This is a genomic window from Pseudomonas sp. FW305-25 (assembly GCF_017351415.1).
Lineage (GTDB): Bacteria > Pseudomonadota > Gammaproteobacteria > Pseudomonadales > Pseudomonadaceae > Aquipseudomonas > Aquipseudomonas chlororaphis.
In genome coordinates, this window is the sequence record NZ_JACNDE010000022.1 from 26,144 (window position 1) to 46,776 (window position 20,633).

Genomic DNA, 20,633 nt, shown 5'->3' on the forward strand with positions numbered 1-20,633 from the left:
CAAAAAATGCTGCTTCAGCTGGGCTGCCAGCCTCCGCCAAGAGCCGATAGCAGGCGACTCATGCCTTGTCCTCCCAAAGCATCTTCTTCATGGTCGCGCGCCGTTGGGCGCGTCTTTCCACCAGGCGACGCAGCCATACATAGAAGACCGGAGTCAGGAGCAGGCCGAAGAAGGTGACACCGACCATCCCCGAGAACACCGCGACTCCCATGGCCCGGCGCATCTCGGCGCCGGCACCGGAGGACAACACCAAAGGCACCACGCCCATGATGAAGGCGATGGACGTCATCAGAATCGGGCGTAACCGCAGATGGCAGGCCTTTAGCACTGCGCTGACGCAATCCAGGCCCTGCTGCTGTTTCTCCCGGGCAAACTCCACCAGCAGGATGGCGTTCTTGCACGCGAGCCCTGCCAATACGATCAGGCTGATCTGGGTGAAGATGTTGTTGTCCCCGCCGGTGAGCAGCACCCCGGCAATGGCCGACAGCAGGGTCATAGGGACGATGAGCACCACCGCCAGCGGCAGGCTCCAGCTCTCGTACTGCGCGGCCAGCACCAGGAACGCCAGCAGCACGCACAAGGGGAAAACCAACAGGGCGGTATTGCCGGCGAGAATCTGCTGGTAGGTCAGTTCGGTCCACTCATAGGCCATGTCGTTGGGCAGTTCCTGCTGCAACAGCCGCTCCATGGCTGCCTGGGCCTGGCCGGAGCTGTACCCCGGAGCCGGACTGCCGTTGATCTCGGCGGACAGGAAACCGTTGTAATGCATCACTCGGTCGGGACCGGACGACTCCCGTATCCGGACGAAGGATGACAACGGAATGAGGTCGCCCTGCCGGTTGCGTACTTTCAGCCTGCCGATCTGCTCCGGCGCCACGCGGTATGCCTGCTCGGCCTGGACATTGACGTGGTAGGTCCGCCCGAAGCGGTTGAAGTCGTTGGCGTACATCGAGCCCAGGTAGACCTGCAGGGTGTCGAAGATTTCGTCGATCGCCACCCCATGGACCTTTGCCTTGTCCCGATCGATATCCGCGTCGATCTGCGGGACGTTCACCTGGTAGCTGGAGAAGACGCCGGCCAGTTCGGGTCGCGCCCTGGCTTTGTCCACCAGCGACTGAATCTGCTGGTAGAGCGCTTCATGCCCCAGGCTGCCGCGGTCCTCGATCTGCACCCGGAAGCCCCCGATAGAGCCCAGGCTTTCCACTGGCGGTGGGGGAACCACCATCACGAAGGCCTCCTGGATCCGGCCATATTCAGCGGCCAAGGCCTGGGCGATGGCGGTGTCGGACATCGAGGCGTCCTTGCGTTCATCGAAGGATTTGAGCGGGATGAACATGAGCCCCGCGCTTGTGCTGTTGACGAAGCCGTTGATGGACAGGCCGCTGAAACTCACGGTATTGGCCACCCCCGGATGTTTCAGGGCAAGCTCGGACATCTTCAGGATGACGGCCTCGGTACGGTCCAGGCTGGCGCCTTCGGGCAACTGGGCAAAGGCGACCAGGTACTGTTTGTCCTGCTGAGGGATGAAGCCTGTGGGGGTTTTCTCCAGCCCCAGATAGGCCAGTCCCAGCAGGCCGACATACAACATCAGGACGATGGCGCCCGCTCGCAGCAGTCGCGTGGCGAGGCTGACATAACCCGCACTTGCCCGCTGGAACAGTCGGTTGAACGGAGCGAACAGCCAGCCCCCGAACAGTCGGTCGATCAGCTTCGACAGACGATCCTTGGGTGCGTCCTTGCCTTTGAGCAGTATCGCGGCCAGGGCGGGCGACAAGGTCAACGAGTTGAACGCCGAGATCACCGTCGATATCGCGATGGTGAGCGCGAATTGCCGGTAGAACTGCCCGGTGAGGCCGGAGATGAAAGCGCTCGGAATGAACACCGCGCATAGAACCAGGGCGGTGGCGATGACCGGGCCGGTCACTTCCTTCATGGCCTGGCGGGTCGCTTCTACCGGCGACTTGCCCATGTCGATGTTGCGCTCGACGTTCTCCACCACGACGATGGCGTCGTCGACCACGATACCGATAGCCAGCACCAGGCCGAACAGCGATAGCGCGTTGATGGAAAAGCCCAGCAGTTGCATGACCGCGAGCGTGCCGATCAGGGACACTGGCACTGCGGCTAGCGGAATGATCGACGCGCGCCATGTCTGCAGAAAGAGGATGACCACCAGCACAACGAGCGCGACGGCCTCCAGCAGCGTATACACCACCGCGGTGATGGAGCTGCGCACGAAGATGGTGGGGTCGTAGCCAATCGAGTGTTCGACGCCCGGTGGGAAGTCTTGAGCGAGCTCGCTCATCCGCTTGCGAATCCGGTCGGACAGCTCGATGGCGTTAGCATCCGCGTCCTGGAAAATCTGCAAGGCGGTGGAAGGGCGACCGTCAAGGTGCGCGCGCAGGGCGTACTGGCTCGAGCCCAGTTCGATGCGTGCGACGTCGCGCAGGCGGACGATTTCGCCGCGCTCGCCGACATGCACGATGATGCGCTCGAACTCGTCCTCGTCGACCAGCCTGCCTCGGGCGTTAATGAGCAACTGGAAGGCGTTGTCGCTCGCGTTTGGCGGTGCGCCGAGCGAGCCGACGGCGACCTCCCGGTTCTGCTCGCGGATAGCGCGTATCACATCCGTCGCGGCCAGGTTGTAGGAAGCCACCTTGTCCGGATCCAGCCAGACCCGCAGGGAATAATCGCCCATCCCCAGCAGGCGGATGTCGCTGACCCCCTCGATCTTGTACAGCTCGTCGATGACGTGAATGGTCAGGTAGTTGGCAAGATAGGTCGGGTCGTACTGGCCGCTCGGCGAATACAGGTGAACGACCTGGGCCAGCGCCGGCGACGTCTTGTCCACCGTCACGCCCAGCCGCTGGACATCGGGAGGCAGCTGGGTGGTCGCGCGGGTGACCCTGCTTTGCACCTGGACCAGCGCGGCATTGAGGTCCGTGCCCAGTGCGAAGGTCAGGGTCAGGGTCATCGAGCCGTCCGAGGTCGACTGGGAGGACATGTAGAGCATGTTCTCCACGCCGGTGATGGCCTGCTCCAGCGGTGAGGCTACGGTCTTGCCGAGCACGTCGGGGTTCGCGCCCGGAAATTGTGCCCGCACCACAATAGTGGGCGGCACGACTTCCGGATACTCGCTGACCGGCAACTGGAACAGAGAGACGATTCCGCCGATCAGAATGAGCAGCGACAGGACGATGGCGAAGATTGGGCGTCGCACAAAGAACTGCGAGATGTTCATGGCGATGTCCTCCGCTCCGGGCCTTGTTGTGCGACAGGCGTCGGTTCGGTAGAGGCATTCAGCCGCGTCAAACGGGCCAGCACCTCAGCGGTCGCCATGGTCACCAGTTCCGGTGTAACCCTGGCACCGGGACGGGCATGCTGCAGGCCATTGACCACGATGCGGTCTCCTGCCTTCAGGCCGTTGCGGATCACGCGCAGGCCTTCGACCTTGGGGCCAAGCTGGACGGCGCGATAGCTCACCACCGCATCTTTGCCCAGCACCAGTACGAAGCGATTGCCCAGGTCGGTGCCAATCGCTTCGTCTCGGACCAGGGTGGCGGGGTAGCGGTCGCTGGCGGGTAATTGCAGGCGAACGTAGAGCCCTGGGGTCAGCTCGTTTTCGCCGTTGTCGATGACAGCACGTGCCTGCAGGGTACCGGTACGCGGATTGACTTGGTTGTCGAGGAAGTCCAGGCGACCTTCATACGCGGGTCGTTCGTCGGTACTCAGTGCCAAATGCACCGGCACAAGGGAAGGGGAGAAGGCCTTTTCGCTTCGTATGCGGCGAATCTGCTTCAGGTAGGTGGCTTCGTCGATATCGAAGTACGCATAGAGCTCCTTCGTGCCCACCAGCGTGGTGAGCAGTGTGGCCCCCTCATTGACCAGGTTCCCGGCGGTCACCTGCGCGCGACCGATGCGGCCGTCGATGGGCGCCGTGATGCGAGTGAAGCTCAGATTCAGGCGCGCGGCGTCGAGTTGGGCGCGGATCGCCGCAACGGCGGAACTGGCTTCCTGGTACGCAGTCTTGCGTGCGTCAGCCAGCTCGGCGGAAATCGCCTGGTTGGCCCTCAGCTTCTCGCCGCGCTGGGCTTCACTGGCGGCGCGGGTCTGTTTGGCGCGGGCCTGCTGAAGTTGTGCGTCGAGGCGATTGACCTCCGCCTGCAAGGGCCTGGGGTCGATCTGGAACAACAGCTCGCCTTTCTTGACGAGCGAGCCGTCTCGAAACAGCACTCGGTCGATATGCCCGGAGACCCGTGGCCGTAGATCGACTGACTCCGGAGCTTGAAGCCTGCCCGAGAATTCGTCCCAATCGGCGAGAGACTGGACGACGACTTCCGCGACGCTGACGACGGGGAGGGGGGGTTCCGTACTCGCTCCCTGGTTGGGCTGGCTGTTTAGGACTGAGATAAATACAGGGGTGGGTGTGAGGTAAACCCGAGACAATCCGGGATTTGATGGTACAGGGTGGTATGGGGTTTGTAATTGAGTTGCAGCAGGTGCAATTAGGTTTGGCCCCGGCCAGTACCTGGTGATCGGGGCGCTAGGTGGAAAAGCAGCGCTCTTTTCTGCTGGTGACTACTCTTCGTCGGCCACTTCAAATGATGCGAACAGATCACCCTGGTCGCGGGCAACTATTGCCAGCCGCATCCTCTTAACGACCTTGTAGACGAACGCCAACGAGAGGTTGTACTTCCTGGCAAGCTCTCGCTGATTACGCCCGGTAAACTCATCGAAGAGTTGCTGATGCAACTTCGATGCTTGCAGGTGGATGCCTTTGGGCATGTAGAGCATCTGCCCGCCCCACACAGTAGCCATCAACATTGCCACTTCATTGCCATGCGCTTCAGCGAGTTCAGGGCCGACACCCAGAGTCTCCTTGGCAGACTGGGCCACATGGTCGGCCAGGGTCTGAAGAAGTTCACCCGGAGCGCTACAGGGCGCTTTCATACGACCTCCTTATTGATCACGCGGTACTGCCACTGCTTCAGGTTTTCAATCACCCGACTTGCTTGGGCAACGCTGAGCCATTGCAGCGCAGACACCTTGGTCATGCTTTTCACGAAGCTGGCCAGGGCGGCCTCGGACGGGTCGCGAACCGCGCCCAGGTCATGCAGCGTCAGCCATAGCGAACGGATTTTCTTGGACTGCTCATCGTTGGCCTGTGGCCGCTTACCAGCCTTGTTTGGACGAGGGTTAAAGCCCTTTTGCTTGAGCTGTTCCAAAACCCGTTGCAGGTTTGGAACGCTCAAGTCAGCGGTGGACGTCGCGCCGTCCAACCCCGTCATTCCAGCCAGCATCAGGCGATATGTATCGTCATCCATGCGCAGCTCACGCCGCGCAACATGGATCATCTTGATATAACGCAGGCGGGTCGGATTGGTCGGCGCGGCGTTCATGCCCATCCCCCGCGTTCCATCAGATCGATAGCGGCTTGCTGAGGATCTTCGATATCGCCGTAGGACAGTTCCCGAATGAAGTCCTCCAGCTCACTCCTGTCGTTGATCGCATTCCCCGACGACCATGCAGCAACCCGAAGCCCGCCAATCTCCCGTGGGATATCGTTACCCATGCCCTCTACAACGAGGGTGTCAAATTTCTCTTTCTCGCTCACGTCACACCCCCTCCGGCGTGATTCGCCACTTGCTATGCAGGCGGCCAGTCGGCACACATTCAAGGCGGTCGATGTTGCTGCGTCGGCCAGGGAACAGCTTCTCAGCCAAGCGCTTCACGGGGTATTCATAGCCATGAGTACACGACACGCGCTTGCCGCGCACAGTGCTGGTGACGTAGCCGGTGCCGTCCTGGAGTACGGACACTTCAACCGGAGTAAGTGGATGAACCGAACGCACCGGATACTTGACCCAGCCGGTACGTCCTTTCCACAGATATTCAACGTCGCTACCAGTCTTCAGCTCGGCCAGATTGGTGACTTTAAAACCGCCCCATATGTCGCTCTGATATGGCCAGCTTTCGGTGACGATGCCGTCTTCGTCGACAGTCCACACCAGGAAGTCCTGGTGATGATCCTGAAACTCGATCAGTGTCTTGCTCATATCAATCCTCCTGGAACTCAAGATCGAGATCGACTTCAATCTCGGCGCTGACCAGGCGAATGCCACACCAGCCGAAAGCTGACCCCTGAACGGTTCCGCCCCATCCCTCTTTGTTGTGGCGATCCTCTGTCCATATCTGTGACTGCCGCCCATCGTCAACCCGCATGCCACCGGCCTCCAGCAGGTCATAAACCCACCCCTCGGCGGCAAGCTTGATAACGGCACGCACTACGTCGTCATCTGCTTCACTGAGACGATCAACAGCACTAGTCCAGAAAGAGTTGATCACGGTAGCCCGCTCTTCGGTCAGGATGTCGTGGTCGACCTCAAGGGTGATTTCCCATTCTTTCCAAGTGTCTTTCAGCGTGTATTGCTTGAGGTTCGCCATGTCACACCACCGCCAAATCAAGAGGAATGGCCCGGTACTCATCAGTACCATTCACCCGCTCGTAAACGCGGATGTAGACGGCACTGCCAGATACCAGGATCGAGTCCTTCACAGCTTTCATCGCTGCTTTCCAGGTGTCGTCATCGATCTCTAAACGCAGCAGATCAAGGACATCAGAGGTCTTGATCTGGCCATTGCGGTTTGGGCTGAAGGTACGGTCTACGATGGCCAGCAAATGGTTGTCCGCGCCCTTGCTCCAGGTCTTGATGCAGTCGTACACCATGACCTTGGCCACTTCCATTTCCTCGGTGAAGGTCAGCCGATCTGCGTGGGAACGCACGACCTTGTACTTGCCGTCATAGGTGGCGATGGTCACGTTGCCTTTCTTGCCGCCCATCTGGACGCCATAGCGTTCGCCCGCGATGCTGATCAGGTCGGCGATATCACCGAGCGATTTTTTCTTGAAGTTCTTCAGTGCCAGGTTCAGCTGTTTGGCTGCTTCGGCAAGTTCACCCGCTACCTGATCGCGCAGCTTGTCCTGCTCGCGCACTTGGTCAACCGGCACCAGGTGGCCGATGGCATTGCGGACAAAACCCGCAGGAATGTTGATATCAGTCATGGGGCCTTTCCTCTTTAGTTAGAGCTGGAGATGGAGCTGCAGAAACGTGCTGTACGGGTCTTGGAGCTGCTTGCTTCTCCCAGTCTGTGAAGACAGCAAGAAGTACAATCAGAAACCACAGACCTGCACTCGGCTTGTTATTCAGCTCCAGGGCGGTGGCTGCACCAATCAGAACAACTGTGATTGCTGCGATACCCAGGTTTTTGTACTTGCCGAAATCATGTCTCCTGCTCCTTCACCAACGAGTACCAGGCAACATCGACGCCGCGTACCGTCACGGTGTGGCAGGTGAAGCGCCCTTTAGACGAGCTGCACATGCGCCGCAGCTCATGCCCAAACCGCCGTGTAAGCAGCTCGACGCTGGACGGTTCGATAAAGATTTTGTTGTCGGCCAGCACCAGGTGCTTGATCTCAATGTCGGCCTGGCGGAAATCGCGGGTCAGGTCGTTGAAGGCCGACAGCTTCGCGGGGAAGTCCTCAGCCAGGATGCTTGGCGGCAGTGCCACTTGCCCCCCGACCAGATACAGAGCGGCCATATCACACCCCCTTCACAACGTCGGCGGTGATTATCGGCACGCCCAGCTGGGCGGCCAGATTCATTGCCGCGATCACCAAGTTGCCGATGGCCAGCGGGTATAGCAGCGAAACGTTCTCGTCGCGACCGCCGCGCCGGCTTGGCTGAGACAGGCGTTCAGCAATCGCCTGGATACCGCTGGCGTCAATGACTTCACCCAGCACTTTGCCCGCACGGTCAAAACGAAACTTCAGGAATTCTTCCAGGCGATTGCCTTCGATTGGTGCCAGGGTGACCCGCTCGCAGCGCTGTACGACCTCGCGCACATCAGCGTTGCGTTCGCTGAGCTTCACGTCCAGTTCGGGCTGGCCGATCATGATGATGCTGACCAGCTTGGTGAAACCGACCTCCAGCTCAAGGATGCGCTTGAGGTGTTTGAGCGTTGGGATCGGCAGGCTGTGGGCCTCTTCGATCACCAGGCAATGGCGATAGCCAGCCGCGTGGGACTCTTTCAGTGCCTTGTGCAACTGGGCGAAACGCGCCTCGGGGCTGCTCTTGGGTTTTGCAAGCGGCGCGACCGCAGCCATCATCGACTCGGCAATGTGGGTGCTTTTCAGGGATTTGCCCTTGGTGTCGTTGTCTTCGGATGCCAGGACATAGGGCTCAATGATGACCACCTGATCACCACCCTCGGCGATGCGGTTCACCAGGTCGCGGCGAAGCGTGCTTTTGCCTGCGCCTGATTCACCCACGACCGCGAGGAAGCCGCCGTGACGCGCCGTCTGATACATGATCTCGCGGACATAGCGAATGTCAGGGCTGACCCACATATCCTGAGCGCAGTGCAGCTCATCGAAGGGATCACGGAACAGGCTGAAGGCCTTGCGAGTTTCTGGCTGTAGGGTCTGCTTTGGCAGTAACATTTGTTCGTCCTCCCCGGACGGCTCTTGCGAAAGGGCCGGATCTGCCGTGTTGGCGCACGGCAGATCCACTTCTTCAAAGGCGTTGGCGATATCGGCATCGTTGGCGCCGGCCTCGGTCAGGAACACACGAATGCGCCCCTGCAGTTCGTTACAGTCCAGGCTGCGAGGCCACTGACTGTGGTTCAGTAGCTGGGCTACCGTGGCATCGCTGAGACTCAGCGACTCGGCCAGGGCTGATTGAGGGCGGCCCACTCCTTGTAGAATTTGCTTCAGCTTCAACATCACTCACCTCCAACCGCAGCCAAAACCAGGCTGAACGGTTTGCGCATGACCTCAACTGGTCGTTTCAGCTCAGCCTCAACGGCGTCGAGCTGCTCTTCTGGAACTCCTTCCGGGTAACGCTGTTGTAGCCAGCCAAACGTTTCTGCCGTCCAGAGGTTGCCCAGGCGCGGGCGCAGAAGCTTTGCGGCTTCGACATGACCGAGCGGAGCAACCTCGACGGTTGGGGCGTTGACATTGAGGCTGGTGCCGCGACGCGGCATATAAGCCGGCAACACGGTGTCGCTGACGTGTTTGTGAGGGTCGATCAGGCCACCGAACGGCACGGCCTTGGCCTTGCGAGCTGCTTCGGCTTCGGCTTCGCTGGTGGTGCCGGTAGCGATCTGTTCCAGGACTTTGCGCGAGACCTGGGCAGGCGTTTCGGCATGGCGCTTGTACTGCTCGCCAATGGTTGCTGAGGTCTCCGCGAAGCCGAACTGATCGATTCCGATCCGGTCGATAACGTGAAACTGTTCGCGGCCGTCCTCACCAACCAGCACAGCGATAGCGGTGTCCTTGTCTCGCCAGCAGTTGCGAGTGATCAGCAGCTTTTCAGCGACCATCACACCAGGTACAGAGCTGACATCGAACTGAGCGCCCCGGAAAGAAACCCGTAACAGGTTGCTGACAGTGCGGTACTCCGGCGTGCTGACCGCCAACTCACGGCAGACCTCGACGCTTGGCGCCAGGCGCAGTTGGTCCCGCGTGATCAACTGCCACACGCCGTATCGGGTACGCCGGGTGCGGGTGTGAATCGCAGTCGCGTTGTAGTAACGCATCCACTTTCCGGCCCAGGTGTTGATTTGCTCCAGGCTGTTGGCGGCCTGGAACTTCAGTGCGCTCTCAAACTCACGCTCAACAATGTTGTGCGCTTGCTCGACCTGGCCCTTGGCCCTGGCATTGCCGACCTGGTTAATGATCAGGTCAATAGACATGGCCCGGCACAAGTTGCGGAAAATACTGCTGGTCATCGCCGCGCCGGGGTCAGTCATCAACATCCAGGGCACGCCGTGGAATGGGTCCGATTCGTGGCGCTTCTGCATTGCATTGATCAACACGGCGCACAGGTTATCCGCCGACTCAGCGCCCAGCACGTACTCCAGATACAAGGTGCCGCTGGTGTGGTCGGTGATCACATAGCGCCATAGACGCTGGCGTTCGATCTTCTTCAGGTTGCCGGGCTTGCCGTCATAGAACTCGGCTTTGTTCATCACCTGGGCACCGCTGTCAGCCAGGTAGAACTGCGTCGAGATCGAGGCGTCCACCTGCCAAACGTGGTTTGGGTGATTGCTGGCCAGCGATACCGCTGGGGCGTCCTGCAGTAACTGCTCGGGATGCAGCTTGTAGCCTTTCAGGGCACGACTGATGGCGCCGTAAGTCAGCGGCCGAAACAAGCCAGTCACTTCATCGACCCGGCCAGCCATGATCAGCCCATTGCTGCGCAGACGTTCCACAGCACGTTCAATGGTGGACAGCTGTTTGTTGTTGGCACGGATCGATTCCAGCAGCATGGCCGAAATCAATCGGGCTTCATCCAGGGGTAAGGCGCTGTTACCCGCATCGCTTCGACGCTTACGCGGCGTGGCCACTCTGACCTCCTTCAGCTTGCGCTGAAGTGTTTGGATGGAAACACCCAGCTCAGCCGCGCCTGCCTGGTAGACAGCAGTACGCTGACCGTGCGGGGCGTTGTCCGCTCGCTGGGCGATCTGGGCTAGTTGCTGGACCTGTACCGGGTTCATAGGTTAAGCCTCGGCCGTGTTCAACCAGGCCGGGGCATCGGCACCGTCTACATGCTCGGGCAAGTGGAACTCGCTGCGGACCGCTGCAAGGGTGACTTCGAGCTGGTGAATCAAGGCAGCCTTGAACGTGCGATGGTCTTCGCCGCTCTCGGCAGCATGCTCTTCCAGCTTGGCGAAGCCTTCGCGCAGTGAACCGAGGATGTTCGCTTCCGCCTCATAGGCGACTGCTGCGACTTCCTGGCGAAGCTCTTTCGCGACTTCATTCACCGGCATGGACTGGATGCGCTTGCGGGTCTTCTCCAGCTCTTGCTTGGTCTTGTCCAGCTCGGCGGTCTTCTTCGCCATGACTTCGCTTTGCGCTTCGTAGTCGGCGTTGGTTTCGTCCAGGCGCTGAGTCAGCTCTTCTTTTTCCTTGGTGTGCTTGGCGATGATTTCTTCTGCGAGATCAACGAAGGCATCCTTGTCGCCGGTCTTGGCGACTTCGATCAGAGCTGTTTTTTGGTCTTCCGGCAGGCGGCGGTATTGGCGCATTTCGCGGTAGCCGATGCCCATACGGGACATCGAGTCGAGTGCGTCTTCCCCGAAAGCACGGAGATTAGAAATATCCCGATCAACTTGCTCACGTGATCGCCCAAGCAAGTCACAAAATTCATCCCAGGTGCCTGACAAAAATTGGTCACCGTGACCAGTTTTCGCCCCCTTCAAACCTCTGTAGAGCTTGTTTTCCTTCACATAGGCAAGTTTGGAAGTGGTCACGGTGACCGAAAACTTCGCAAAGGCGTCAGCCATCTGAGCCTGACCCAGAAGCTGGTTTACAAGGTCTCGTTCTTCACTATGCGAAGACAGAATGGTTGCCATAGCATTCTGGTTAGCTGTGAGCATTTCACCGTTCAGAGCTGGAAGATCGACTGTCTCTACGGGTTGGTTTTTGGTGCGGGCCATGGTGTTCTCCTTAGTTCATCGATCCAGCGGCGATACGCTGGTTGATTTCCTGCATGCGGTTGGTCAGCCGAGCCATATGCTCGGCATGGGCCTGGGCGATCTGCAGCACGCCCACGGAATGAGCGAAGCGACCGTTGTCCAGCTTCACCGCAAGACCTTCTTCAATCAGGGTCTGCATGGCTCGGGTGATGTTGCTGGGGCTGTCCTGAGTCAGTTGGGCCAGCTCGGTGTTGCTAAGCCCGGTCACGGTGTGGCCCTTCAAGGCCTTGAGTACGCGCAACACCCGTGCGGCGGCTGAGACGGTGCGGCTCATGGCTGCCCCTCCAGTTCAAGCTGTGGTTGCTGGGTTTGGCTGACATTGCCTCGGTGCCATGCAAGCCCCTCCATTGCGGCCTGGATGGCTGCAAGGGTTTCTTCGGCTTCGCAGCTCTTCGAGTAGAACGCGAGCAATCTGCCGGCTGCTGTGGTGAGAAGTTCCTGTAGCGCCTGCGTATCCTGGGCGGTGCAGTGCCGGCCGGTGGGCACGTCAATGGTCAAACGACCTGCACTGGCGGCGATCCAGCGGGTGACGTAATCGCAACCGCAAGCTCGCTCATAGGGGCGGATCAGGTTGGCCGGCATACGGCCTGTCTGCAGCCACTTGTAAACCGACCAGTGATCCGCGACGCCCATCTCATCAGCGATACGCTCGACACCTTTGTTATGTGCGTCCTTGGCGAAGTCCTTGCACAGCTCCAGCGCATGGCGCAACGAGGTCGGTTGAATGCTTTTCCAACGACGGCGGCTCATTGGAAAGACCTTTCTGAAACGCACTCCAAACAATCTGAACTTTTGCAGCTATGCAAAGTGATTGCGCCGGGTGCAATGTTTTCGGGTACATTCCCCAACATGGACATGAGAAATGACCGACCGTATTGAGAGACTTGAGGCACAGGTGAATGCATTGGCACAGGGCTGGTTACGCCTTGCTGCCGCTCTTGAAGTTCAAGGGCTCGTTTCACCTGAGGGCATAGATCAGGCGCTGCTGTCGGTTCGGTGGCCTGGACAACCCATAGAGGCTGAGGCAACCAAGACGCTGGCATGGTTGACCGATCAGTTGGCCGAAGCACGGAATGCAAGACGATCTGCGGCGCCGCAAGCACCAGTCGGTCGGTACGGAACTGCTGTGAGGTAGCCATTATGCTGCCAACGCAGCGGTCGGCTTGAGACCAAGCTTCACCGCAATATCATGGGCCTTGCCGTAATTGGCTTTGGCCTGGCCATTGAGGACGCGGTACACCTCATTGCGGGTGTAGCCGTTTTCGGTAGCCCATTGAGTAATGGTTTTGCCGACACGACGGAAGTTTTCTTTCACCTGGTCGGCGGTTAGGGCTTTGGCATGGGTGGCCATGGTGGTGGCTCCTGTGATGCAAAGATGATTGCTGTTTGTTTGAATTATTTTGGTGGGATATATACACCGTGTCAAGTGATCTGGTGGATTTGATACACGTTCGTTTGCGTGAAGAAATTGATAGATGCGGCCTTAGCTTGGCTGCTGCCTCACGTGCGGCTAATGAGTCCAGCCCTCAGCGGCTGAAGGACGTTGTGTCGGGTAGGCAAAAATGCTCCGCCGACCTGGTAGCAAAACTGATGGTCGTTGGAGTGGATGCTCTGTATGTGCTCAGTGGAGTACGGGCTTCGACTATTCCCACGAAGCTAGCGCCGGATGAAGAAATTTTGCTGGAGGGGTATCGAGCTCTTGAGGTAACTAGGAGGAAGCGATTACTCGCGGCCTTGTTGACCGATGACATACCAGAAGGATCAGGGCAAGCCGGACAACCCACAAATACACAAACTGTATCGGGAACAGGTCATCGTGTAGCGGGGCGAGATTTCTATACAAAGGAGTGAGGTGGGGAGATGCATATAGATGGGCACAACAACAGGGTCGCAGGGCGCGACTATTACGAGAAAGCCACTCTAAAACTAACATCAGAACAGATTGCGGAACTGTCTATAAAGCACTGTTCTAGATGTGAGATCAGGTTCGTTGCACCTGGTGTCAGCATATGCAATCACTGTCGCCGAGAAATACAAGACGAGGAAAACCGCAAAAAATTGAGTCTGTTCTGTTTCGCCGTGTTTTTTGTTTGGGGAATGCTGTTAACACACTCAGGAAAAAACAGTGGCAGTATTACGCCTATTCAACTCTTGGAGTTGGGAGTTGTTTCTGTAGGTGTCGTTATTTTTGTGGTGGCTTCGTGGTATTTACTACGCGAGATTTGGCTTGAGCATGGTGACGATATTTCAAGGTCGCTGGGTGAGCGGGTGGCGCGTTTTTTTAAGTGATGTAAGTACATGGAGTACATATCTATATGGGGCTTTTAGGTGGGATTCTTTTTATTACGAGCTTTGCTGTCTTCGCTCTAACAATTTTGGGCGGGGTCGCTCCTGCCCTATTTAGAAATAGAAAGACAGGAGTAACTCCGAAACGTAGAAGCTTTTGGGTTTTCGGTACGGCACTAACAATTTTGGTGTTTTTAACAGCGTTGGTTATAACCCCGTCCCCGTCCACGTCCACGTCCATGCCCACATCCATACCTGCACCTGCACCTGCACCTGCACCTGCACCTGCACAGCCTGAGGTGGGCTCAACAAAATTTGAACCTATGAAGACTGGAGTTCCGTACACAAGTGCAAGCAAAGAAGCTCTTCTCAGTGCAACAAAGCATGTCGCAGACCTGGACGAGGCAATGGTCGATAGTATCGCTGTCCTCAAAAGTGGCCAGTTGCAGGGCTTAAGCACTCAGAGCCGAAAGTTCAGCTCATTGGTTGCCTTCGGAAAGACACAATTTGGTGACTCAGTTTTTGAGCCCCTCGGACAGTGTTTCTCTGCAGGTATCTATGCCCGGGCGTGGTGGCAGTCTCAGATGATTGCTGCGAATAATTCCGGAGTGGAAAAGATTCCTGGTTCAATCCAAGATGCCTTGAACTCGTATAAGGCTGCTCGCGACGCTTGTCTGGTGTCCGCAACCCCTGCAGCTTAAATAGACAGTGAGTTGTTCTTAAAAGGGACTCTTTAAACTCGATTAAAAGCCTTCCTGTACCACGCCGCCGATTATGGCGGCGTGTGTATTTCTGGCGTCCGAAAAGTGCGGCGCCATTACAGGAGGCGTCCGATGCGACCCGAAACCCCTCGCGGTATCCGCAATTCTAATCCCGGCAATATCCGCCACGTAAAAGGCACCCGCTGGCAGGGTATGTCGGCGAATCAGAATGACTCTGCGTTTGTCCAGTTCATTGATCCTCGGTGGGGTATCCGAGCCATTGCTCGCACCCTGATCACTTACCAGGACAAGCATGGCTTGCGCACTGTCCGCCTGATTATTGGCCGCTGGGCGCCACCGAACGAGAACAACACCGAGAGCTATATCCGGCAGGTTGCTGTCCGCCTTGGTGTGGCGCCTGAAGAGCGTATCGACGTGTACGACTATCGGACCATGCGCGCTCTGACAGAAGCGATCATTCGCCACGAAAACGGCGCTGGTCCTCTCCCCGAGGGCAACTGGTACGGCGAAGCACTGATCAATGAAGGCCTGCACCTGGCAGGCATTGTCCCCGACGCCTATCACGGGGAGCCAGCATGAAGCTGATCGATAACTGCCATTGCTGCTGGAAGCTTCACAGCGTCCAGCTGGCCATCGTCATTGCGCTGCTCGGTTTCGCCCAGGCCACCGTCCTGCCTATGTGGCAAGCGCAACTCTCTTCATCGACCTATGCCGCAATCAACAGCGGCTTAGCCGTTCTGTTGTTCATCACCCGCCTGATCAAGCAAGGCCCTTCTGACCAGGCCGAGCAACCAGACCAGGAGGGTTCGTCATGAGACTGAACCTCTTTGGTAGGGCCTTCGCGGCACTGCTGGCGGGGATTGCCGGTGTATGCCGTTGGCCCACTCCCAGCACCGCTGCCGGAACCTGGATCAGGTCCGGTGTCATGCCCCTCTATCGCCACGGCAAGACCGGCATTGCTGCCGCCAAGCGCGGTGCCCGTAAGTCCCGCAACCGCATGAGGCAGCGCCATGGTGCTTGAACGGTTACCGACAGGACTCCTTGTCGCCGGGCTGGCCTGCGTGATCAGCGCAGCAGCGGCCGGATCAATCGCCTACGGCTTCGGGTTTCGGTACGCCGAAGCCCTGGGCAATTCCGACCTGCAGTCATTCAAGGCCACGCAGGCAGTACAGGCCGGGGTGGCGGAAAAGGAAAACCGTCTGCAGCTGCTGCAGCAAGTCACCCGTGCCAACGAAGCCGAGGCTTTGCTGCTCACCACTCTTGACCGACACGCCGAAGAAAAACGCCAGCTCCAGGAGCGAATCCCCCATGTCACGACCCAATACATTCCTGCGCCTGGCGCTGTCGCTAAGCCTATCCCTCGTTGCGTGTTCACTGCTGGCTGGCTGCGCGACTTCAACACCGCCCTCGGTGTGCCCGCCCCAGGACCGGGCACCGCTGTCACCGCAGCTGAAAAAGCGGCCTGGCCCGCCACCGGCTCTGAAGCCGAACTACTGGAAAGTGGCGTCACTCCCGCCGACATCCTTGCCCATGCCCAGGACTACGGCCTGTGGGCCCGATCCATCCTCGCCCAATTCAATGCCTTGCTTGATCTCCGGGAAAAGGACTGACGCTCTATGGATGTAGCTGAACCCGCTACAGATGACGACATCAGCGATGCGCAATTGCGCGTGCGCAACAGCGACCTTCGACGAGGCTCCGGTCGGTCGGTTTACCGCTGCGAGGAATGCGGTGACGCGATTCCTGAAGATCAACGCCAGGACAGCCCTGGTATCGAACATTGCTTTGACTGCATAGACGCCTTGGAACACTTGGCCACGCGGGGTTTTGAATGAATCTGAACGAACTCAACTTCGGCTTCCAGACGGTGCAATGGCTGGTCCTGACGGTACTCGGCATTTACACCTGGATGACCAAACGCCAGACCGCCAGTGCCCAGGAACTGCTGGAACTGCGCACTCGCATCGTCGCCCTGGAAGAACACGTCCGACACCTGCCGGACCAGACCGCCGTCACCGATCTGCTGGGCGACATGAAAGCGGTACGAGCCGAACTGTCGGGGGTCAAGGAAGCGCTTGGCCCTTTGGCCCGTTCGCTGGACCGGATCAATGATTACTTGTTGCGAGAAAAGATATGACCGAATTCGCCTCCTTTCTGCGTGAAGATTACCGCCTGGTGATTCTGCGCCTGCTGGCCGAAACGACCGGCTACCGTGCCAACAGTTCGGTACTGAACATGGCCCTGGACAGGTTCGGCCACACCCTCAGCCGCGACCAGGTGAAGACCGAATTGCACTGGCTGGCCGAACAAGGCGCGGTGACCGTCTCCGATGTCGGGCCGGTACTGGTGGCCACCCTGACCGAGCGCGGCCAGGACATCGCTGCCGGCCGTGCCCGAGTGCCAGGCATCAAGCGGCCGGGGGCCTGACCATGGCGGGCAAATCCTCGATCAACCGCCTGCCACCAATGGTGAAGGCGTACATCCAGAAGCTACTGCGCGAAGACCGCATGACCCTGGATGACATGCTTGCCGACATCCAGTCGCGCTTTCCCAACGAGAAAGCCCCCAGCCGCAGCGCGCTGGGGCGCTTCAAGCAAGGCTTCGACCTGCTGACCGAGAAGACCCGCCAGCACCGCGAGCAAGCCGAAGCCTTTGTTGGTGCCTTCGGTGAGGACGCATCCGACAAGACCGGCGCTCTGTTGGTCGAGGCCATTTCGACCCTGGCTTACCAGGCCGCGATGGGCGCCCATGAGAAGGATGATGTCACCACCAAGGAAGTGGCCGAGCTGGCGCGGGCGGCGAAGAACACGATGCAGGCCCGGACCCTGAGCATCAAAGAGCGCCTGGCTATCGAGAAAGCTGCGCGTGATCGCTTGCTCCAGGAACAAGACGCTGAGTTGGCCAAGACCGTACAGACCGGGGGTATCAGCGAAGAGCAGGCCCTGTTCTGGCGCCAGAAATTCCTGGGTGTCAAATGAGTGCCCCAGCGGTCAAGCCGTCATCGAGCACGTTGCGCGTTGTCGAGTGGGACGACTTGCCGCCGAGCGTCAAACAGATCCCCAGCGACTACAACCCGATTGCCGATGGCATCCTCATGGCGCACCAGGCCGACTGGCTGAGCATTCACGCTCAGATAAAGCTCTGTGAAAAAGGCCGTCGGACCGGCATCACTTTCGCTGAGGCCCTGGACTCGGTGATCACCGCTGCGTCACGCAAAGCCGCTGGCGGCATGGACGTGTTCTATGTCGGTGACACCAAGGAAAAAGGCCTGGAGTTCATCGGTTACTGCGCAAAGTTCAGCCGGGTGATGGCCGAGGCCCAGGCTTCGGGTGTCAGCGAAATCGAAGAGTTCTTGTTTGAGGACCAGGACGAATCGGGCAACACCCGCCAGATCAACGCCTACCGCATTCGCTACGCCTCTGGCTTCAAGATCGTCGCACTGTCCAGCAACCCAGCCAACCTGCGCGGTCTACAGGGCAAGGTGATCATCGACGAAGCGGCCTTTCACCGTGATGTTTCCGCTGTGCTGGACGCTGCAACCGCCTTGCTGATCTGGGGCGGTCGGATCGTCATCATCAGCAGCCATAACGGCAAGAGCAACCCGTTCAACCAGATGGTCAGCGACATCCGTGAAGGCCGCTATGGTGATACAGCAGAGGTCTACAAAGCGACCTTCGATGATGCCGTTGCAAATGGGTTGTATGAACGCAAGTGCATGATGACTGGGGAAGTCCCTACGGCTGAGGGCAAGGAAGCCTGGTACAAAAAGATCCGCAACGCATACGGGCCACGCAAAGCGCAGATGCATGAAGAGCTGGACGCGATTCCACGCGACGGCAACGGTGTGTGTGTTCCTGGTGTGTGGATCGAGGACGCCATGCGTGCAGCTCGCACCGTGTTGCGCCTGGCGCTGGACGATGATTTTGCGCTGCAGTCCCTTGCCCGCCGTGAAGCGTATGTCGATGAGTGGATTGAACGCTACCTCGCGCCACTGATGCAGGAGCTGACGCCCGAGCTGCGGCACTACCTGGGTATGGACTATGCCCGGCACCGTGACTTCTCGATCATCTGCCCGATGTCCGTCGACCAGGCAAGGCACCGGGACGTGCCATTTGTCGTGGAAATGCACAAAGTGCCGTACCGCCAACAGAAACAGATTCTGTTCTACATCCTGCGTCGACTGCCACGCTTTGCCTGCGCCGCCCTGGATGCAACAGGCAGTGGTGAAACCCTTGCCGAAGAAGCTGCCGATGAGTTCGGCCACGCCCGTATCCTGCAGGTGAAACTCAGCCGTGCATGGTACGGAGCCTGGATGCCGAAGTTCATTCAACTCTTCGAAGACGGCACCATCACGATGCCCAAGGATGACTCTCTGCAGCAGGACGTGCGGTCCATCGAAATGGTTGAGGGCATTCCGATGATCACGAAGGCCCGCTCGCAAGACCTTAAAGACCCCGAACTCTACCGTCACGGCGACTTCGCTGGTGCCGGCTCATTGGCCAACTTCGCAACGCTGGAGAGTGCTGCAGGTCCGGTCTCAGTCAAATCCCGTCGCCCGCGTCAGGGCACCCGCATCACCCGAGGGTACGCATGAACAAGAAAGGTGTGTGGGTCAGTCCCACTGAGTTCGTCAACTTTGCTGACGCCCCGCGCAGCTCCACGCTCGACCAACATATTGCAACCCGCGGTCGTTCCAGTGCAGGCGGATTCAGCGGCGCCAATCTGCCCAATCCTGACCCAATTCTTAAAGCCCTGGGCAAGGACATCACGGTCTATCGAGACCTGCGTAGCGCGGCATTGGTCGGCGGTAACGTCCGGCGACGCAAAGCATCTGTGCTTTCACTGGAACGAGGTATCAAGCGTGGCAATGCCCCCCTCAAGGTCGAGCGATTTATCCGCGATTGGCTCACCGATCTTGATCTTGATCGCATTATCCGCGAGTTACTCGATGCGCCGCTGTTTGGTTATCAACCCGTCGAACTGATCTGGCAGCCGGTAGGCATGAAGCTGGTGCCAGAAGACTTGCTCGGGAAACCGGCCGAGTGGTTCTTCTATGACAAAGACAATGCATTGCGCTTTCGCTCCAAGGAAGCAGGCCAGGACGGCGAACTGTGCAACCCTCAGCGCTTTATCGTTGCCCGGCAGGACGCCACCTACGCCAACCCTTACGGCTTCCCAGATCTCAGCATGTGCTTTTGGCCGACCACCTTCATGAAAGGCGGCCTGAAGTTCTGGGTGCAGTTCACCGAGAAGTACGGCAGCCCTTGGGTCATTGGTAAACATCCACGCGGCGCCACTGACGGCGAAACAGACTTGTTGCTCGATAGCCTTGATGCCATGGTGCAAGACGCTGTGGCGGCCATCCCGGACGACTCAAGCGTTCAGATCATCGAGGCAGCTGGCAAAGCCGGCAGCGCAGAGGTCTACCGCGAGTTGTTGGAGTACTGCCGGAGCGAGATCAACGTCGCAATGCTCGGGCAGAACCAGACCACCGAGAAGGACAGTAACCGGGCCAGTGCGGTAGCTGGCGCAGAGGTGACCAAAGACATTCGCGATGGTGACGCAGGTATTGTCGCTGCCTCGCTGAATGCGTGTATTCGCCTGGTTGTAGATCTCAACTTCGGCACTGATGTCGTGGCCCCCCTGTACAAGCTGTGGGAACAGGAGGAAATCGACAAGACCCTGGCCCAGCGCGACAAGGCGCTGACTGAGTCCGGTGTGAAGTTCACCAGCGCGTACTGGAAGCGCACCTACAACCTGCAGGACGGTGACTTGGACGAGACCCCGGCCCCGGCTGAATCGGCGGAGTTTGCCGAGTCAACCCTGAAGCCCATTCTCGACCAGGTGGCGCTTGACCAGGCCATCGCCAGTCTTCCCGCTGAGCTGCTGCAGGAGCAGAGCGAACAGGTTGTTGCCTCTCTGATCGAGACACTGTTGCGCGCTCGCACGGACACCGAGGCACTCGGCCTCTTGGCCGAAGCGTATCCGTCAATGGATGACCAGGCGTTGCAAGAGAACCTCACACGCCTGTTGTTCATGGCCAGTGTCTGGGGTCGTCTCAGCGCCAGCGCAGACCTGGAGGGCTGA

26 protein-coding genes are annotated in these 20,633 nt (G+C 58.8%); 10 read left to right on the plus strand and 16 right to left on the minus strand.

The genetic code is table 11. The features are described 5' to 3' along the window. Positions 1-58: 58 nt before the first annotated feature. The 15 genes from J4E58_RS20020 to J4E58_RS20090 form a co-directional block, all read right to left on the minus strand. Positions 59-3,241, minus strand: a complete 3,183-nt coding sequence (locus tag J4E58_RS20020; protein ID WP_087092254.1) for an efflux RND transporter permease subunit — start codon at positions 3,239-3,241, stop codon at positions 59-61. Further along, entirely contained in the window at positions 3,238-4,410 is a 1,173-nt protein-coding gene (locus tag J4E58_RS20025; protein WP_269333952.1) for an efflux RND transporter periplasmic adaptor subunit, read from the minus strand. Before J4E58_RS20025 ends, J4E58_RS20020 begins: the two co-directional genes overlap by 4 nt. Positions 4,411-4,578: 168 nt before the next feature. Beyond that, a complete protein-coding gene (locus tag J4E58_RS20030) occupies positions 4,579-4,950 on the minus strand; it encodes a Mor transcription activator family protein (protein WP_087092252.1) in 372 nt (123 codons plus the stop codon). Beyond that, complete coding sequence (locus J4E58_RS20035; RefSeq protein ID WP_256583219.1) at positions 4,947-5,405, minus strand: gp16 family protein; 459 nt, start codon at positions 5,403-5,405, stop codon at positions 4,947-4,949. Before J4E58_RS20035 ends, J4E58_RS20030 begins: the two co-directional genes overlap by 4 nt. After that, on the minus strand, positions 5,396-5,614 hold the full coding sequence (locus J4E58_RS20040) for a hypothetical protein (protein ID WP_087092251.1): 219 nt from the start codon (positions 5,612-5,614) through the stop codon (positions 5,396-5,398). Before J4E58_RS20040 ends, J4E58_RS20035 begins: the two co-directional genes overlap by 10 nt. 1 nt (position 5,615) lies before the next feature. Next, positions 5,616-6,056, minus strand: a complete 441-nt coding sequence (locus J4E58_RS20045; RefSeq protein ID WP_087092250.1) for a hypothetical protein — start codon at positions 6,054-6,056, stop codon at positions 5,616-5,618. A gap of 1 nt (position 6,057) precedes the next feature. Beyond that, positions 6,058-6,444, minus strand: coding sequence for a DUF2528 family protein (locus J4E58_RS20050; protein WP_241176964.1), 387 nt, complete (start codon positions 6,442-6,444; stop codon positions 6,058-6,060). A gap of 1 nt (position 6,445) precedes the next feature. After that, the gene (locus J4E58_RS20055) at positions 6,446-7,063 is read right to left on the minus strand and encodes a DUF3164 family protein (RefSeq protein ID WP_087092249.1); all 618 of its coding nucleotides are present in this window, start codon (positions 7,061-7,063) and stop codon (positions 6,446-6,448) included. A 218-nt stretch (positions 7,064-7,281) separates the two neighbouring features. After that, positions 7,282-7,599: a hypothetical protein gene (locus J4E58_RS20060; RefSeq protein WP_087092248.1), complete on the minus strand. Its 318-nt coding sequence runs from the start codon at positions 7,597-7,599 to the stop codon at positions 7,282-7,284. Between the two features lies 1 nt (position 7,600). Further along, complete coding sequence (locus J4E58_RS20065) at positions 7,601-8,782, minus strand: ExeA family protein (protein ID WP_087092247.1); 1,182 nt, start codon at positions 8,780-8,782, stop codon at positions 7,601-7,603. After that, positions 8,782-10,557, minus strand: a complete 1,776-nt coding sequence (locus J4E58_RS20070) for a DDE-type integrase/transposase/recombinase (RefSeq protein ID WP_087092246.1) — start codon at positions 10,555-10,557, stop codon at positions 8,782-8,784. The genes J4E58_RS20065 and J4E58_RS20070 overlap by 1 nt, the downstream gene beginning before the upstream one ends. Positions 10,558-10,560: 3 nt before the next feature. After that, a complete protein-coding gene (locus J4E58_RS20075) occupies positions 10,561-11,499 on the minus strand; it encodes a hypothetical protein (RefSeq protein ID WP_087092245.1) in 939 nt (312 codons plus the stop codon). Between the two features lie 10 nt (positions 11,500-11,509). Further along, positions 11,510-11,812, minus strand: a complete 303-nt coding sequence (locus tag J4E58_RS20080; RefSeq protein WP_087092244.1) for a helix-turn-helix domain-containing protein — start codon at positions 11,810-11,812, stop codon at positions 11,510-11,512. Next, positions 11,809-12,288, minus strand: a complete 480-nt coding sequence (locus tag J4E58_RS20085) for a hypothetical protein (RefSeq protein WP_038632456.1) — start codon at positions 12,286-12,288, stop codon at positions 11,809-11,811. Before J4E58_RS20085 ends, J4E58_RS20080 begins: the two co-directional genes overlap by 4 nt. Positions 12,289-12,676: 388 nt before the next feature. Beyond that, positions 12,677-12,889: a DNA-binding protein gene (locus J4E58_RS20090; protein ID WP_075119915.1), complete on the minus strand. Its 213-nt coding sequence runs from the start codon at positions 12,887-12,889 to the stop codon at positions 12,677-12,679. A gap of 707 nt (positions 12,890-13,596) precedes the next feature. Here J4E58_RS20090 and J4E58_RS20095 point away from each other — a divergent pair. Beyond that, entirely contained in the window at positions 13,597-13,827 is a 231-nt protein-coding gene (locus J4E58_RS20095; RefSeq protein ID WP_143481910.1) for a hypothetical protein, read from the plus strand. 22 nt (positions 13,828-13,849) lie between these two features. On the opposite strand, the gene J4E58_RS20100 is transcribed toward J4E58_RS20095, so the two are convergent. After that, complete coding sequence (locus J4E58_RS20100) at positions 13,850-14,182, minus strand: hypothetical protein (RefSeq protein ID WP_143481909.1); 333 nt, start codon at positions 14,180-14,182, stop codon at positions 13,850-13,852. A 475-nt stretch (positions 14,183-14,657) separates the two neighbouring features. On the opposite strand from J4E58_RS20100, the gene J4E58_RS20105 reads away from it, so the two are divergent. The 9 genes from J4E58_RS20105 (at position 14,658) to J4E58_RS20145 (ending at position 20,633) form a co-directional block, all read left to right on the plus strand. After that, on the plus strand, positions 14,658-15,125 hold the full coding sequence (locus tag J4E58_RS20105; protein ID WP_087092243.1) for a structural protein: 468 nt from the start codon (positions 14,658-14,660) through the stop codon (positions 15,123-15,125). After that, positions 15,122-15,361: a hypothetical protein gene (locus J4E58_RS20110; RefSeq protein ID WP_087092242.1), complete on the plus strand. Its 240-nt coding sequence runs from the start codon at positions 15,122-15,124 to the stop codon at positions 15,359-15,361. The genes J4E58_RS20105 and J4E58_RS20110 overlap by 4 nt, the downstream gene beginning before the upstream one ends. 195 nt (positions 15,362-15,556) lie before the next feature. After that, positions 15,557-16,156, plus strand: a complete 600-nt coding sequence (locus tag J4E58_RS20115; RefSeq protein ID WP_087092240.1) for a lysis protein — start codon at positions 15,557-15,559, stop codon at positions 16,154-16,156. A 6-nt stretch (positions 16,157-16,162) separates the two neighbouring features. Next, entirely contained in the window at positions 16,163-16,381 is a 219-nt protein-coding gene (locus tag J4E58_RS20120; RefSeq protein WP_082061115.1) for a TraR/DksA C4-type zinc finger protein, read from the plus strand. Further along, positions 16,378-16,683, plus strand: a complete 306-nt coding sequence (locus tag J4E58_RS20125; protein ID WP_044463688.1) for a DUF2730 family protein — start codon at positions 16,378-16,380, stop codon at positions 16,681-16,683. The genes J4E58_RS20120 and J4E58_RS20125 overlap by 4 nt, the downstream gene beginning before the upstream one ends. After that, positions 16,680-16,973 (plus strand): hypothetical protein, encoded by a 294-nt coding sequence (locus J4E58_RS20130; protein WP_028684132.1) that lies wholly within the window; start codon positions 16,680-16,682, stop codon positions 16,971-16,973. The genes J4E58_RS20125 and J4E58_RS20130 overlap by 4 nt, the downstream gene beginning before the upstream one ends. 2 nt (positions 16,974-16,975) lie before the next feature. Next, positions 16,976-17,524 (plus strand): phage protein Gp27 family protein, encoded by a 549-nt coding sequence (locus tag J4E58_RS20135; protein ID WP_087092239.1) that lies wholly within the window; start codon positions 16,976-16,978, stop codon positions 17,522-17,524. Further along, positions 17,521-19,140 (plus strand): hypothetical protein, encoded by a 1,620-nt coding sequence (locus J4E58_RS20140; protein ID WP_087092238.1) that lies wholly within the window; start codon positions 17,521-17,523, stop codon positions 19,138-19,140. The genes J4E58_RS20135 and J4E58_RS20140 overlap by 4 nt, the downstream gene beginning before the upstream one ends. Then, positions 19,137-20,633 (plus strand): DUF935 domain-containing protein, encoded by a 1,497-nt coding sequence (locus J4E58_RS20145; RefSeq protein ID WP_087092237.1) that lies wholly within the window; start codon positions 19,137-19,139, stop codon positions 20,631-20,633. The genes J4E58_RS20140 and J4E58_RS20145 overlap by 4 nt, the downstream gene beginning before the upstream one ends.